Annotated in this window: 15 protein-coding genes; 7 read left to right on the forward strand and 8 right to left on the reverse strand. The window is 69.8% G+C overall.

Annotated elements, in window-relative coordinates:
* Genes HLK59_RS04615 through HLK59_RS04635 form a run of 5 tightly spaced genes read left to right on the forward strand, consistent with a single transcriptional unit; the run spans nucleotide 1 to nucleotide 3,227 of the window.
* The gene (locus HLK59_RS04615) at nucleotides 1-549 is read left to right on the forward strand and encodes a thiamine pyrophosphate-dependent enzyme (protein WP_171139912.1); all 549 of its coding nucleotides are present in this window, start codon (nucleotides 1-3) and stop codon (nucleotides 547-549) included.
* Nucleotides 550-575: 26 nt separating this feature from the next.
* Nucleotides 576-836 carry a phosphopantetheine-binding protein gene (locus HLK59_RS04620; RefSeq protein WP_171139913.1) on the forward strand — a complete coding sequence of 87 codons (261 nt, stop codon included), beginning with the start codon at nucleotides 576-578 and terminating at the stop codon, nucleotides 834-836.
* Nucleotides 833-1,855, forward strand: coding sequence for a FomB family phosphonate monophosphate kinase (locus tag HLK59_RS04625; RefSeq protein WP_171139914.1), 1,023 nt, complete (start codon nucleotides 833-835; stop codon nucleotides 1,853-1,855). Before HLK59_RS04620 ends, HLK59_RS04625 begins: the two co-directional genes overlap by 4 nt.
* The gene (locus tag HLK59_RS04630; RefSeq protein WP_171139915.1) at nucleotides 1,852-2,706 is read left to right on the forward strand and encodes a DMT family transporter; all 855 of its coding nucleotides are present in this window, start codon (nucleotides 1,852-1,854) and stop codon (nucleotides 2,704-2,706) included. The genes HLK59_RS04625 and HLK59_RS04630 overlap by 4 nt, the downstream gene beginning before the upstream one ends.
* A gap of 38 nt (nucleotides 2,707-2,744) precedes the next feature.
* Nucleotides 2,745-3,227, forward strand: a complete 483-nt coding sequence (locus HLK59_RS04635) for a CYTH domain-containing protein (RefSeq protein WP_171139916.1) — start codon at nucleotides 2,745-2,747, stop codon at nucleotides 3,225-3,227.
* 393 nt (nucleotides 3,228-3,620) lie between these two features.
* Here HLK59_RS04635 and HLK59_RS04640 read toward each other — a convergent pair whose 3' ends face one another.
* Nucleotides 3,621-4,775 (reverse strand): LLM class flavin-dependent oxidoreductase, encoded by a 1,155-nt coding sequence (locus HLK59_RS04640; RefSeq protein WP_171139917.1) that lies wholly within the window; start codon nucleotides 4,773-4,775, stop codon nucleotides 3,621-3,623.
* A gap of 184 nt (nucleotides 4,776-4,959) precedes the next feature.
* Here HLK59_RS04640 and HLK59_RS04645 point away from each other — a divergent pair, with 184 nt between their 5' ends.
* Together HLK59_RS04645 and HLK59_RS04650 are read left to right on the forward strand one after the other, a co-directional pair.
* A complete protein-coding gene (locus HLK59_RS04645) occupies nucleotides 4,960-5,808 on the forward strand; it encodes an alpha/beta hydrolase-fold protein (RefSeq protein WP_171139918.1) in 849 nt (282 codons plus the stop codon).
* An 86-nt stretch (nucleotides 5,809-5,894) separates the two neighbouring features.
* On the forward strand, nucleotides 5,895-6,188 hold the full coding sequence (locus HLK59_RS04650) for a biotin transporter BioY (protein WP_171139919.1): 294 nt from the start codon (nucleotides 5,895-5,897) through the stop codon (nucleotides 6,186-6,188).
* 294 nt (nucleotides 6,189-6,482) lie between these two features.
* Here the strand turns inward: HLK59_RS04650 and HLK59_RS04655 are convergent, their stop codons facing one another.
* The 7 genes from HLK59_RS04655 to HLK59_RS04685 all read right to left on the reverse strand — a co-directional run bounded on the left by HLK59_RS04655 (nucleotide 6,483) and on the right by HLK59_RS04685 (nucleotide 12,701).
* Nucleotides 6,483-7,157, reverse strand: coding sequence for a hypothetical protein (locus HLK59_RS04655; RefSeq protein WP_206326772.1), 675 nt, complete (start codon nucleotides 7,155-7,157; stop codon nucleotides 6,483-6,485).
* A gap of 116 nt (nucleotides 7,158-7,273) precedes the next feature.
* Nucleotides 7,274-8,065, reverse strand: coding sequence for an ABC transporter permease subunit (locus tag HLK59_RS04660; protein ID WP_171139920.1), 792 nt, complete (start codon nucleotides 8,063-8,065; stop codon nucleotides 7,274-7,276).
* The gene (locus HLK59_RS04665; protein ID WP_171139921.1) at nucleotides 8,055-8,963 is read right to left on the reverse strand and encodes an ABC transporter ATP-binding protein; all 909 of its coding nucleotides are present in this window, start codon (nucleotides 8,961-8,963) and stop codon (nucleotides 8,055-8,057) included. The genes HLK59_RS04660 and HLK59_RS04665 overlap by 11 nt, the downstream gene beginning before the upstream one ends.
* Entirely contained in the window at nucleotides 8,960-9,445 is a 486-nt protein-coding gene (locus HLK59_RS04670) for a MarR family transcriptional regulator (RefSeq protein ID WP_171139922.1), read from the reverse strand. The genes HLK59_RS04665 and HLK59_RS04670 overlap by 4 nt, the downstream gene beginning before the upstream one ends.
* Before the next feature lie 74 nt (nucleotides 9,446-9,519).
* Nucleotides 9,520-10,305, reverse strand: a complete 786-nt coding sequence (locus HLK59_RS04675; RefSeq protein WP_171139923.1) for an alpha/beta fold hydrolase — start codon at nucleotides 10,303-10,305, stop codon at nucleotides 9,520-9,522.
* A 51-nt stretch (nucleotides 10,306-10,356) separates the two neighbouring features.
* On the reverse strand, nucleotides 10,357-10,839 hold the full coding sequence (locus HLK59_RS04680; RefSeq protein WP_171139924.1) for a hypothetical protein: 483 nt from the start codon (nucleotides 10,837-10,839) through the stop codon (nucleotides 10,357-10,359).
* Nucleotides 10,840-10,874: 35 nt separating this feature from the next.
* The gene (locus HLK59_RS04685) at nucleotides 10,875-12,701 is read right to left on the reverse strand and encodes a non-ribosomal peptide synthetase (protein ID WP_171139925.1); all 1,827 of its coding nucleotides are present in this window, start codon (nucleotides 12,699-12,701) and stop codon (nucleotides 10,875-10,877) included.
* Nucleotides 12,702-12,745 lie beyond the last annotated feature (44 nt).

Genomic DNA, 12,745 nt, shown 5'->3' on the forward strand with positions numbered 1-12,745 from the left:
ATGTTCGGCATCCAGGACGCGATCCGCGCGATCACCGAGAAATACCCCACCTCGCTGTATGTGTCGACCTGTGGGTTCATCACCCGCGACCTCTACAACATCGCCGACCGGCCCCAGAACCTCTACCTGGTCGGCTCCATGGGCATGGCCGCCCCCGTCGGCCTCGGGGTGGCCCTGGCCCGCCCCGACAAGCACGTCGTGGTCCTCGACGGCGACGGCTCCTTCGCGATGAACCTCAGTGTGCTGCCGATGATCGCCGAGCACGCCCCCGACCTGGTCCACGTGGTCCTCGACAACGGCCTGCACGAGAGCACCGGCGGCCAGCGCCCGGTCCGTATCGGCGACCCCGCCGCGCTGGCCCTCGGCGCGGGCTACGCGGCCGCGTACGACGTCGACTCGGCCGAGGCCCTGGCCGCCGTACGGCCCGAACGCGGTGTCACCTCTCTGGTGCACGTGACGTGCGCCCCGCGCGGTGCGCACGCCGGCCGGCGCGTGCAGTGGACCCCGCAGCAGGTGGTCGAGCGCTTCCGCGCCGAAGCCGTCGCCTGAGCCCCGGCCCGAAAGGAACACGCGTCATGGAAGAGACGACCACGGCCCTGGAGCCGGCGGTCCGGGAGATCCTGCTGCCCCTCCTCGGCCCGTCCACCGACCCCACGGCCATCGGCCCCGACACCGACCTGTGGCAGGCCGGCCTGGACTCGCTGGGCAGCGTGTCCCTGATGGCGGGACTCGAGGACACCTTCGACATCGAGTTCCCCGACGCCCTGCTCACCCGGGAGACCTTCTCGACCATCGGGCGGATCACCGCCGCGGTCGACGGTCTGGTGCGCGCATGACCTTGAACCTGCGCGAACTGCCCCGGCGTTCGTCGAAGTTGGTGGACCTGAACCTGCTGAAGGTCAGGATCTCCTCCAACCTGCCCGAGTTCGACGCCTACGCGTACTTCTCCCGCGAAGTGCCGCCCACCGGGGCCGACGAACCCGCCGACTACGAGATCCACTGCGTGGACCTCGACCGGGATCCCTTCGACACGGAGGAACTCCAGGCCCGCGCCGACCGCACACTGCGGGCCAAGCGGTTCAAGGCCGGCTACTACCTGAACCACATCTTCGGCGCCCCCGCCCACCTGATCACCGAGGGACACCGGTCCTACGTCTTCGGGCACCGGCTGGAGCGCACGGTCTGGCCCTACTTCGTCAAACGGATCCTCACCGACTTCGCCGTCGACCACGGCTATCTCCACCTCAAGGCGGGCGGGTTCACCTTCGACGACGGCAGTGCCACGCTCCTCGTCGGCCCCAACGGCGGCGGCAAGACGGTCTTCCTGACCCAGGCGTGCCGCGCCGGGGCACGCTTTCTGACCAACACCCATGTCCTGGTGCGGGACGGCGTCGCCTTCGCCGTCCCGTCAGCGGTCCGGATCAGGCGCGACCCGCACTTCGACGAGCTCATCGAACGGCACCGGCTCACCCCCCATGTGGAGAGCGGCGACCACCTCGCGGCCCCGGAGCTGCTGTTCCCGGGCACACCCGCGGACACCGGCCGGATACGCAACATCGTGATCACCGACCACAATCCGGCCGGCCACCGTGGCTTCGAGCGCATCTCACCCGACCAGACCGCCCTGTTCCTCGACCAGTTCGCGTCCGCGGTGACCAACTACGGCCTCAAGGACGACCTGCTGGCGCACTTCGGCGGGGACTTCGAGAAGTTCACCGGCGCACTGGGCACGATGAAGAACCGACTGGCCGAACTGGTGGCCAGGGCCCGCTGTTTCCGGGCCAACGTCGACATGCTCGACCCGTCCCGCAGGTCCGAGGTGCTCGCCGCGCTCGCGGCCGGGCCTGCCGGGTGACGCCCCTGGTCGCCCTGGTGGTACTGCTGGCGGCGGTCACCCACGCGACCTGGAACGCGATCACCCACCGCGTCAAGGACGAACTGGCCGGACTGACCCTGGTGGGAGTCGGGCGCACCACGTCGGGTGCGCTCCTCGCGGCGTGGGCCCCGCTGCCGACCGCGGCCGCCTGGCCCTTCCTGATCACCTCCGTCGTCCTCCACGTCGGATACCAGGTGGCGCTGATCCGGTCCTTCCGGCTCGGCGACTTCGGCCAGGTGTACCCGATCGCGCGCGGGGTGGCCCCGACCGTGGTGACCCTGTTCGCGATCTTCGTCCTGGGTGAGCGGATGGGCGCGGCGGCCACCGCCGGGATGGTCCTGGTGACCCTGAGCCTCGTCGGCCTCGCGCTGTGGGGCGTACGCGGCCGGTCGGGTCGGCCGCCGCAGTGGCCGGCGATCGCCATGGCGGCCACGACCGGGCTCACCATCGCCGCCTACACCCTCGTCGACGGCGTGGGGGTGCGCACGGCCGGCACGGCCCTCGGCTACATCGGCTGGCTCATGGTGCTCGACGGCGCGGCGATCCCCCTCTACGCCGCGGTGCGGCTGCGCGGCGGTCTCGCCGAACGGCTGCGGCCCGTGGCCGTGCCCGGACTGCTCGGCGGGGTGCTGTCGGTCGTGTCGTACGGGCTCGTGCTGTGGGCGCAGACCCGGGCCCCGCTGGCGCCCGTCGCGGTACTGCGCGAGTCCAGCGTGATCGTCGGCGCGGCCATCTCCGTCTTCCTTTTCAAGGAGCGGTTCGGCGGCGCCAGGATCGTCGCGGCGAGCGTCATGATGGCGGGCATCGCCCTGATGCTCGGCACCAACTGATCGACACCACCTGATCGGTACCACCTGAAGGGAACGGCATGGGCAAGGAGATCGAGCGGAAGTTCCTGGTGCGGAGCGCGGACTGGCGCGCGCAGGTCACCCGGACCACGGTGCTGTGCCAGGGTTATCTGTCCACCGACCCGCTGCGCGAGGTACGGGTGCGGGTCGTGGACGACACCAAGGCCTTCCTCACCGTCAAGGCCAAGCGGCCCGGCCCCGAACGTGCCGAGTTCGAGTACCCGATCCCGGTGCCGGACGCACGGGAACTGCTGGCGCACCGCACCGGCCGGCTCGTCGAGAAGCGCCGTCACCACCTCGCGACGTCCGCGCTCGGCGAGTGGGTCGTCGACGAGTACACGGGGGCCTGTGCGGGCCTGGTCGTCCTGGAGATCGAGTGGGCGGACGTGGAGGACACCTCCCTCGTTCTTCCGCCGTGGGTGGGCGAGGACGTCACCGGCGACCGCCGCTACTCCAACGCGGCGCTGGCGACGGAGGCCGGGGACGAGTCCACCGCGTCCTGAGTCGGGCCCGAGCTGCTCACACGACGCCGTGCACAGTGTGGTCGCGGCCGGCACGTGGCGGGCAACCGGCCGGCAGGCCCAAGTCCAGCACGAACAGCGGCTTCTGTCCGCGCTCGACCGCGAGGTGCACCTTCGTGGTGAGTCCACCGCGTGAGCATTCGACTCCAGGTGCCTCACCGGCGCTTCGACCAGACCGGAGGCCGCCCCTGCTTCTTGCCCATCGGCAGCAGCGGCTCCGGTCTGGCCCATTGCTCACGGCATACATCGACCAGGCGACAACCCTGGCGGCCTATCAACTCAACGCCCGTACCAACCCGTGGATCTGAGGTCGTCCGGCCCGCCGACTCGGCTACCGCTGTGCCGATACATGTACGCCGTTCGAGGAACCAAGCCCTAGTCGGCGAACTCCGCGATCAGGCCGCCGATCAGCTCGATGCTGCGCAGTACCCGGTCGTGCTCGATGGCTCCCACCTGCTGGAAGCACATGAGGCGGTCGATGCCCGCCTCCGCATAGGCGGCGAGCTTCTTGCGGCAGGTGTCGGGACTGCCGACGATCAGCGAGTCCTGCGCGCTGAGGACGTCGAACAGTTCTTGGTCGGGAACGAGTTCGCCCTGGAGGATGCGGCCGATGGCGATCTGCGCCTCGTTCAGTGCCGCGTCTGCCTCGGTGCGCAGGAAGTCGCCGGTGAGGCCGCCGCCGGAGGGGTCGGCGAGGATGGCCTGCTGACGGGCGAACGTGTCCATGAAGGCGTCCGCGGCCTCGAAGAAGTGGAGCGCGGTGGTCGTGTACCAGGCCGCCGCCGCGGCCGCGCCGCCGCGCATGGCCTCCTCGTCGGTGTCGGCGCAGTGCACGAACGTGAAGAAGGCCACCTGGTTGTTGGCGAAGGCCCCGACCGGCTCCTCGCAGGCAGCACTCGCCGCCCGATAGAGCTTCACCAGCCGTGCCACCCGCTCCAGTGGCTCCCACAGTGTCGTGCCCAGGACGCCGACCCCTCGTCTGCCTGCCTCCTCGAACGACGCCGGGCTGGAGGCCGCCTGCCACAGCGGCGGATGCGGGCTCTGATACGGGCCGGGCACCACGGGCACCGCTCCCTTCCCCGTCCACAACCTCGGCACCTGCTCGAAGGCGTACTGGGTCTGGTCGCGGACGGCCGACGGGTCCGCGCCGAACAGCCGCCACTCAGGGGCAGTGGAGCGTGTGAGTCCCAGTTCGGCCCGGCCGCCGCTGAGTTGGTCGAGCCAGGCGGCGCGCTCGGCGATCCGGATGGGGTGGTTGATGGCCTCCGGGGCGAGTACAGCGGCGTGGCCGAGACGGATCCTCGATGTGCGCTGGGACAGCGCGGCCAGCAGCAGTTCGGGAGCGGAGGAGAGGCTGAACTCCTCGGCGCCGTGGTGCTCCACCTGCCACCAGCAGTCGTAGCCGAGCCGGTCGGCGAGCTCGGCCTGCTCGATGGTCTGGGCGATCCGCGCGTGCTGACGCATCGCGGCCGACTCTCCGTCCCGCCAGGGGCGGGGATCCTGGATCTCGCTGAATATGTCGAACTTCATGTCGTGCAGCGCCTTTCCGTTGTGCCTGGCCGACCAGTCTCCGCAACCACCGTGGGCGCGCTCCCACACGACACACCGTTGTCGTCATATATTCGGCTTGATGTGGCGGGCGCCCGGGGCCGTGCGAGGCTGCGACGAAATCGCCTTGCGGCCAACAGGGTTGATCGCCCTACGGTTGCTCCCCGTGACCACGCAGATGCCCTACCAGCCACTCCCGATCGACCAGTCCGACGTGCACTACCTCCACGGACCCGATTCCGCTGTCCAACCGGGCGTGCCCGCTGGCGAGACACTCGAGTTCGAGTGGGGGGACAGCAAGGTCTACCCGGGAACCTTCCGGAAGTTCTGGGTCCATGTGCCCGCACGGTACGACCCAGCGGAACCAGCATCGTTGATGGTGTTCCAGGACGGATGGTGGTACCTGGACCCCGCAGGGGAGGTACGCGGGGCGATCGTCCTGGACAACCTCATGCACCGCGGCGACATCCCCGCCACCATCGGTGTGTTCGTCGATCCGGGCGTCTTCCCCGATGCCGAGAACCCCAAGAACCGCAACAACGAGTACGACGCCTTCGACGACCAGTACGTCACCTTCCTCCTCACCGAGATCATCCCGCAGGTCGCGGAGCGCTTTGCCATCGCCCAGTCGCCCGAGCAGTGGGGCATCTGCGGTGGGAGCAGCGGCGGCAACTGCGCCCTTACCGCCGCGTGGCTGCGTCCGGACAAGTTCCGTCGCGTCATCGGATACCTGTCCAGCTTCGCGCAGATGCCGGACGGCAATCCCTACCCCGACCTCATCTCCCGCGCCCCCCGCAAGCCGCTGCGCATCTTCATGCAAGGTGGCCACCGCGACCTGCACTGGAATGAGCCCCAGCGGAACTGGCTCGCCGAAAACCTGCGCGTGGCAGCCGCTCTCGCCGAAGCGGGCTACGACTTCCGCCTCGTCCTGGGAGACGGCGGCCACAGCCCCAACCACGGCGGGGTCCTGCTGCCGGACGCGCTGCGCTGGCTGTGGCGGCCCAACGAGGAGTGATCGGTACACGCATCGTCCAACCCTGTCGTCTTCCGATACATACGCGTCGGGGAAGAGTTGCCCTCGTAGTCGTTGGTCGGATAGCGATGCTGCTCTACCTCGCCGGAGCACTCGTCGGCGAACTGGCCCGCCGTGGCAACGACCGCGGCTTCCTGGGAACCATAGGCCTGATGACGCTGGGCAACGCCGTCATCTACCTGACCGGCACCGTGTGGCTTGCCGTGGACCTGAACCTCGACGCCTCGAAGGCCATCGCCCTGGGGATCACCCCGTTCCTCATCACCGACACCCTCAAGACCGCCCTCGCGGCGGGACCGCTGACGCTCACCTGGAAAGGGATTGAGCACGGACGTCGTAGGGGCGCCGGCGGACAGACCTGAGGTGATGCCAGCGGGCGGAGGGATGACGGTACTGGCGCTGCACAGAACGTGGTCTTTGAGGGTGAGCTGCCGGATGGCCTCCTGGAACTGGCCGCGGGCGAGAGCCTCTTCGGCTTCGGCCTCGTCGCGGAACCCGGAGTCGCTGGTGCCCAACGATGGAGTCAGGATTCGGCGCAGGTGGTGCCAGAGGGCGTAGTCGCGCAGGCTCGGAACTCGTCAACGCCTTGTGGAACGAGGCAAGGTCGGGCCGGATGGCGTCGCCGCTCGGCGTTCCGGCTGGTGGGTTGCCTCTCGTCAGGCGGGGCTCTCGACCACGCTGAGGCTGGGGATGCCCGCGTTGCGCAGGCGCAGGACGGTGCCGTTCAGGCGCATCAAGGGCTGGACGAGGAGGTCGACGACGACGAGGAAGCAGACCGTGCCGATGCCCACGGGCCCGCCGAGCAGCCAGCCGCTGACCAGGAGGACGAGTTCGGTGCTGGACTTGGCGGCCCAGAAGGGCAGTCGCCAGTGCTCGGTCATGCTGATGGCGATCAGGTCCATGGCCCGGATACCGATGCCGCTGATGATGATCAGGGAGGATCCGTACGCGCACAGCAGACTGCCGATGAACATGAGGACGGCGTTGGGCACGGGCAGTTCGGCGAGGTCGGTGGCGCGGGCGATGTCGATGAGGCTGCCGCAGAAGAAGAAGGTGACGAACGGCGATATGACCGGGCGGCGGCGATTCCACGCCGCCCAGATCGCGATGCACAGGGCCGCGAAGAGTGCCTGCGCGATACCGATGGTCAGAGGCAGGTGTTCGAGGAGGCCGAGCGCGAAGACGTCGAGGGGGTCGGTGCCGAGGTCCGCCGCGATGAAGCACGAGGCACCGTAGGAGAAGGTCACGCAGCCGGCCAGATATGCCGCGTACTGTGCACGGTCGAAGCGGCGCAGGTGTGTCAGGAGTCCGGAGAGCACCGGCTTTGCCATGGACGCATACCTCCACACGGTCGGACGAACGGCAGGGGGCAGCACGGGACGCCCTTCCGGGGCCGGGCGAAAGGCCCGGCCCCGGAAGGGGCGTGTGCGTGAGTGTGCGACGCGCGTCAGCTGTTGATGTCGCGCCTGGAGAAGGACCGCATGCCGACGGCGAGGACGACCGCGGTCGCGGCGAGCAGGACGAGCACGCCGCCGAGGGAGAAGCCCTCGCGCAGCGGGTGGGTGCCCTGCGCCCAGTAGAAGGGTGTGAGGCGCTGAAGGAAGTGCAGGCCGTCGATCTGTGAGGCGATCGCGTTGAGCACATACGTTCCGACGGCCGCGGCGCTGGTCGCGCCGAGGGTGACGGGCCTGCTGCCGGTGATGCCTCCGATGCACAGGGCGAGTGCGCCGAAGAACAGGGCCAGCAGGCCGAGTTGGACCGCGCCGGCGACGATGTTGCCGGCCGGCACGTCCATGTCCTGCGAGGACGAGAGGCCGGTCACCTCCAGAGCGATCAGCAGGGTGAAGGCGAGGAGTGCCGCGACGAGCGCGCCGAACCGTTCGAGGCCGAGGCGCCGACGGCTGATGGGGTAGGCGAGGTACAGGTCGAGTACCCCGGACTGCTCCTGGGCGGCGATGGCGCGGGTGCCGGTGGAGATGGCGAAGATGAGCAGGAGCAGCGGTCCGAGCAGACCGAAGACCGTGCCTTCGAGGAAGCCGGCGCCGCTGGTGAGGTCCTGGAAGTTCATGGCGCCCGCCATGCCCGAGGGGATGGAGTCCAGGGCGTCGCCCTGTTCCTTCACCTGGGCGTAGGAGGAGGTGTAGATGGCCATCACGATCGCGATGCCCAGGGCCCACATCAGCAGTCCGCGCCGCTGGTCGCGCATCGCCTTGCCGAGAACGGGGAGGTCAGTGGACAACGGAGGCGCCTTCCTTGACGTACTCGTCCATGAAGATGGCTTCCAGGTCCGGCTTGTGGCAGAAGAGCGCGTCCACGCGGTAGCGGGCCGCCTGCTTGACCAGGGCGTCGACGCTGCCGTCGACGCTGCAGTGCAGGGTGTGCCCCTCGGCGCGGACTCCGGCGACATGTGCCAGTCCGGTGAAGTCCTCGGTTTTGAAGGACTCGCCGAAGCGGATCTCCACCTGGCTGACGGCCTGCCGCTGGAGCGACTCGACGGTGCCCTCGGTCACCAGATGCCCGTCCTTGATGATGGCGACCCGGTCGGCGACCTCCTGGACCTCGCTGAGGATGTGCGAGGACATGAAGACGGTCTGTCCGTCGGCCTTGGCCTCGGTGACGAGGTTCAGGAAGACCTGCTGCATCAGCGGGTCGAGGCCGCTGGTGGGTTCGTCGAGCACGAGCAGGGCGGGCCGGTGCATGAAGGCCTGGACGATGCCGACCTTCTGTTTGTTGCCCTTGGACAGGCTCTTCACCTTGCGGGTGCGGTCCAGTTCCAGACGTTCGCTGAGCTCGGTCACCCAGGCGGGGTCCACGTGGCCCTGTAACCGTGCGAAGAACCCGAGCAGTTCGCCCACGTTCTCCGCGCCCTCCAGGACGAGTTCGCCGGGCAGGTAGCCGACCTGCGCGCGCAGTTCGGCGCCCTGGGCCACGGGGTCGAGGCCCAGTACGCGGATCGTGCCGGACGTGGGGCGGATCAGGTCCAGGATCATCTTCATGGTCGTCGTCTTCCCGGCCCCGTTGGGGCCGAGGAAACCGAAGATCTCCCCGCGCCGGACGGCGAGATCCAGGTCTGCGACGCCGCGGCCCCCGGGATACCGCTTGGTGAGACCTGTTGTTTCGATCGCCGCTAAGGTCACTTCTCTCCTCCATCGTGAAGCCGTTGCTCGCGGTGGCGGGCGAGCAGCGGCGGCAGTTCGCGTTGCATCCAGCGGTACAGGCCGGCCACGTTCTCCAGGCGCGCCCGGCGGGCCGGGGCGTCGTCCGCCAGGAGTTCGCTGCCCTTGTCCAGCACCTTGAGGATGTTGGTGACGGCGGCGAGGCGCTCGAAGACGGAGGCGACCCACCCCTCGTCGTTGATCCGGTAGAACGTGCGCCGGTCTCCGGGAACGGACACCTTCTCCACCAGGCCCGCCTGCATCAGCTGCCGGGTCGATGTCGAGATCGATGCCTTGCTCGCGCCCAGGGTCTCCACCAGCTGGCCCGCCGTCTGCTCCGACGGGTCGCAGATCAGCAGCCACCCGATGACCCGGCCGGTGATCCTCGGAAGACCGGCGTCCTGTTCGAAGTACTGGGCCACGTCCTCGGCGAAGCGCAGGGCCTCGTCGTGTGTGATTGCCATGATGTTCAGCGTATTCCGAACGTACTGAACTGACAAGACAAACGGAACCTCAGCCACCCCTGCGGGTGAGCAGGTCAAGGCACCACCGTGCGGGCGAGGTCCTGTGCCAACTGGCCGAGCAGGGCGGCCCGGTACTCCTGGAGGAAGAAGTGCCCGCCCCGATAGGTGTGCTGGCTGAAGCCCCCGGCACCGTGATGGCGCCAGCCGCGCATGTCCTCCTCACGAGCCTCCTGGTCGTCGCTGCCCGAGACCGCGGTGACCGCACATCGCAGCGGCCGCTCGGCGCGGTACCGATAGGTCTCCAGCATGGCGATGTCACCACGCAGCACCGGGAGGTAGAGAGCCCGCATCTCCGGGTCCCGGCGGATCTGCGGAGGCACCGCGCGGAAGCGGCGGTCCAGCGCGTCGAGGAACTCCTCGTCGGACAGCAGATGGGACATCCGCTCCGCCTGCGGGATCTCCGGGGTGCCGCGCGCCGACACGGTCAGATGGGACACCTCCAGGCCGTGACGCCGGCGCAGTTCCCTGGCCACCTCGAAGCCGACGAGCGCGCCGAGGCTGTGCCCGAACACCGCGAACGGTCCGTCGAGAGCGGGTGCCAGAGCGTCCGCGGCCTCACGTGCCAGGCGCAGCAGGTCGGTGCGGGGTTCCTCCCGCAGCCGCACCTCACGGCCCGGCAGCCGCAGCAGCCATACGTCGATCCAGTCGGGCAGCCCGGACGCCCAGCCGTGGAAGACCGTGGTGCCGCCACCCGCGTACGGCACGCACAGCAGTCGCACCGCGGCCCCGTCCCGGGGCTCCGGTCGGAGCACCCACCTGGGATCGACCGCCGGGCGGGTGATCGGAGTCGGCGTCTGCATGGTGAACTCCCCCTTGTCTGCGTGCACGACACGGACCACCCGTGGGCCGGGTCAGGAAACGGCGGCGGACTTCTCGTAGCGGTGCCAGAGGGCCGGCATCTCCGTGGCGAGGTAGCCGAAGAGCTTCTCCATGTTCCGCAGCCGGGCCAGCCGCTCCGCGGAAGCGCCCTCGGCCTCAAGGGCCTTGAGCCCTTCGGCCATGGTCTCGTGGAAGTTCGGCCAGCTGAGGAAGGTGTGCTGGATGACCCGCGGCCAGGTGGCGTCCTGCAAGGTGAGGTAGTAGTCGCCGTCCTCGGCCTCCTCCCGGATGAGGAACTCGGCCGGAACCAGCTGGTCGGACATCTTGTCGACCGCGTCCCGGGAGATGCCGAGCTTCGCGCTGATCTCGCTGGCCAGCTGCTGTGCCGGTTCGGAGATGAGCAGATACCCGATCACCTCGCCGCGGTCGGCGGCCATGCCGTCCTTCTCGTAGTAGGCGCCGATCCGGGTGACGATCTCGCGCTCGGCGGCGGGGATGGCGTTCGCTGTGGTCACGGAATGCCCTTCTGCGGTGGTGGGTTGCGGGTGTGTCAGTTCTCGGGCGCCACGGCGCCGGCGGCGCGCAGGTGCGCCGCGTAGCGCGTGGGCGTCGAGTGGTCCAGGAAGGCGGCCAGGCCGGTCGCGGCTCCCCAGCCCTCGCGGATGCGGCCGACGATCTCCATGGCGGCGAGCGACTGCCCTCCGATCTCGCTGAACTCGTCGTGGGCGCCGACGCCCTGACGGCCCAGGACCTCCTCCCAGACCCGGATGACGGCCGACACCAGCAGGTCGTCGGGTGCGGTGGCCTCGCCGTCGGCGACCGACGCGGGGTCCTCGGGGAAGGGGAGGGCGGCGCGGTCCGCCTTGCCGTTCGGCAGCAGCGGGATACCGGAGAGGAAGAAGAACCGGCCGGGTAGGGAGTGGGCCGGAACCGTCCGGGCCAGGTGGTCCCGGCACTGGGCGGCGGTGAGCAGCCGACCGGGTTCCGGTACGACGTAGCCGACCAGGAACCCCTCGCCGACGCGGTCGTGACGGGCGACGACCGCGGCCTCGCGGATGTCGGGGTGCTGTTCCAGGGCGGTCTCCAGCTCACCCGTCTCCACCCGTACCCCGCGGATCTTCACCTGGCCGTCCAGTCGGCCGAAGAACTCGATGCCGCCGTCCGGCCGTACGGCCGCGAGGTCCCCGGTGCGGTACATGGTCGCGTCCGGAGCCTCGGCGAAGGGGTCGGGCACGAAGCGTTCCTCGGTCAGCTCCGGGCGCCGCCAGTAGCCCTGCCCGACGCCGGCCCCGCCGATGTACAACTCTCCGCGCTCGCCCCGCGGGACCGGCAGGCCGTCCGCGCCGAGGACGTGGGCGGTGTGGCCCGGCAGGGTGTGCCCCCAGGGGATCGCGTCCCGTTCGGCGTCCTCCTTGCGCACCGGGTAGACGGTGCTGCAGCACGACACCTCGGTCATGCCGGCCACGTTGAACGCCCGTACCGACGGACCCAGTTCACCGAGCGTGGCGGCCATGACGGGCGGGAAGCGGTCACCGGCCAGCACCACCGTGCGCAGCGCCTCGGGCAGTGCCCCGCTGCGTCGCCGGGCGGTGTCGGTGAGGGGGCGCAGCAGGGCCGGCGCCGAGGACCACACGGTCACCGCCTCGGCGCTCAGCAGATCGAGGAGCGCGCCGGGGTCGGTGCGCTCCGCCGCGAGCGGGACGACGACGGTGCCGCCGGCCGCGAAGGTCGCGAAGATCTCGATGACGGACAGGTCGAAGTTGAGCGACGACACCTGGAGCACCCGGTCGCCGTGGTCCAGGCCGATGGCTTCGGCGAGGCCGCGCATGGTCAGGGCGACACCGGCATGCCGGTTCATGGCGCCCTTGGGGCGTCCGGTGGAGCCGGAGGTGTAGATCAGGTACGGCAGTCGGGAGGGATCCACCTCGGGCAGCGGTAGCGGCTCGCGCGGCTCGGCCGGCCGGTCCGCGCGCAGTGCCTCCAGGCCCAGCAGTCCGGGCACCCAGGCGGACGCCTCGTCGACCAGGACCGTGCGGGCCCCGCTGTCGGACAGGATGAACCGGATGCGTTCCTCGGGATAGGCGGGGTCCACGGCGACGTAGGCCGCTCCGGCCCGCAGCACCGCGAGCACGGCGACCACCATGTGGTCCCCGGGTGCCATGGACACCCCGACCAGTTCGCCGGGGCCCAGGCCACGGTCGAGCAGCAGTCGGGCCAGGGCCGCACTGCGGTCCTCCAGCTCCCGGTAGGTGGTGGCACGCCCGGCATGGCGGACGGCGACGGCGTCCGGCCGCCGCCGGGCCTGGGCCAGCGCGAGTCCGTGCAGGGTCGACGGGGCGCTCATGTCCGCGTCGACGTCACCGCTGAGAGCGCGCATGAGGCAATTCCTCCTCCGGCCGCGAGAAAAGGGCCGCACAGGGC

The sequence above is a fragment of the Streptomyces sp. S3(2020) genome (assembly GCF_013044505.1).
Lineage (GTDB): Bacteria > Actinomycetota > Actinomycetes > Streptomycetales > Streptomycetaceae > Streptomyces.

Bases quoted from the DNA above. Each gene is read 5' to 3' on its own strand.
- HLK59_RS04615 (WP_171139912.1), top strand. From the start codon at position 1: ATGTTCGGCATCCAGGACGCGATCCGCGCGATCACCGAGAAATACCCC.
- HLK59_RS04620 (WP_171139913.1), top strand. From the start codon at position 576: ATGGAAGAGACGACCACGGCCCTGGAGCCGGCGGTCCGGGAGATCCTG.
- HLK59_RS04625 (WP_171139914.1), top strand. From the start codon at position 833: ATGACCTTGAACCTGCGCGAACTGCCCCGGCGTTCGTCGAAGTTGGTG.
- HLK59_RS04635 (WP_171139916.1), top strand. From the start codon at position 2,745: ATGGGCAAGGAGATCGAGCGGAAGTTCCTGGTGCGGAGCGCGGACTGG.
- HLK59_RS04640 (WP_171139917.1), bottom strand. From the start codon at position 4,775: ATGAAGTTCGACATATTCAGCGAGATCCAGGATCCCCGCCCCTGGCGG.
- HLK59_RS04650 (WP_171139919.1), top strand. From the start codon at position 5,895: ATGCTGCTCTACCTCGCCGGAGCACTCGTCGGCGAACTGGCCCGCCGT.
- HLK59_RS04655 (WP_206326772.1), bottom strand. From the start codon at position 7,157: ATGGCAAAGCCGGTGCTCTCCGGACTCCTGACACACCTGCGCCGCTTC.
- HLK59_RS04670 (WP_171139922.1), bottom strand. From the start codon at position 9,445: ATGGCAATCACACACGACGAGGCCCTGCGCTTCGCCGAGGACGTGGCC.
- HLK59_RS04675 (WP_171139923.1), bottom strand. From the start codon at position 10,305: ATGCAGACGCCGACTCCGATCACCCGCCCGGCGGTCGATCCCAGGTGG.
- HLK59_RS04685 (WP_171139925.1), bottom strand. From the start codon at position 12,701: ATGCGCGCTCTCAGCGGTGACGTCGACGCGGACATGAGCGCCCCGTCG.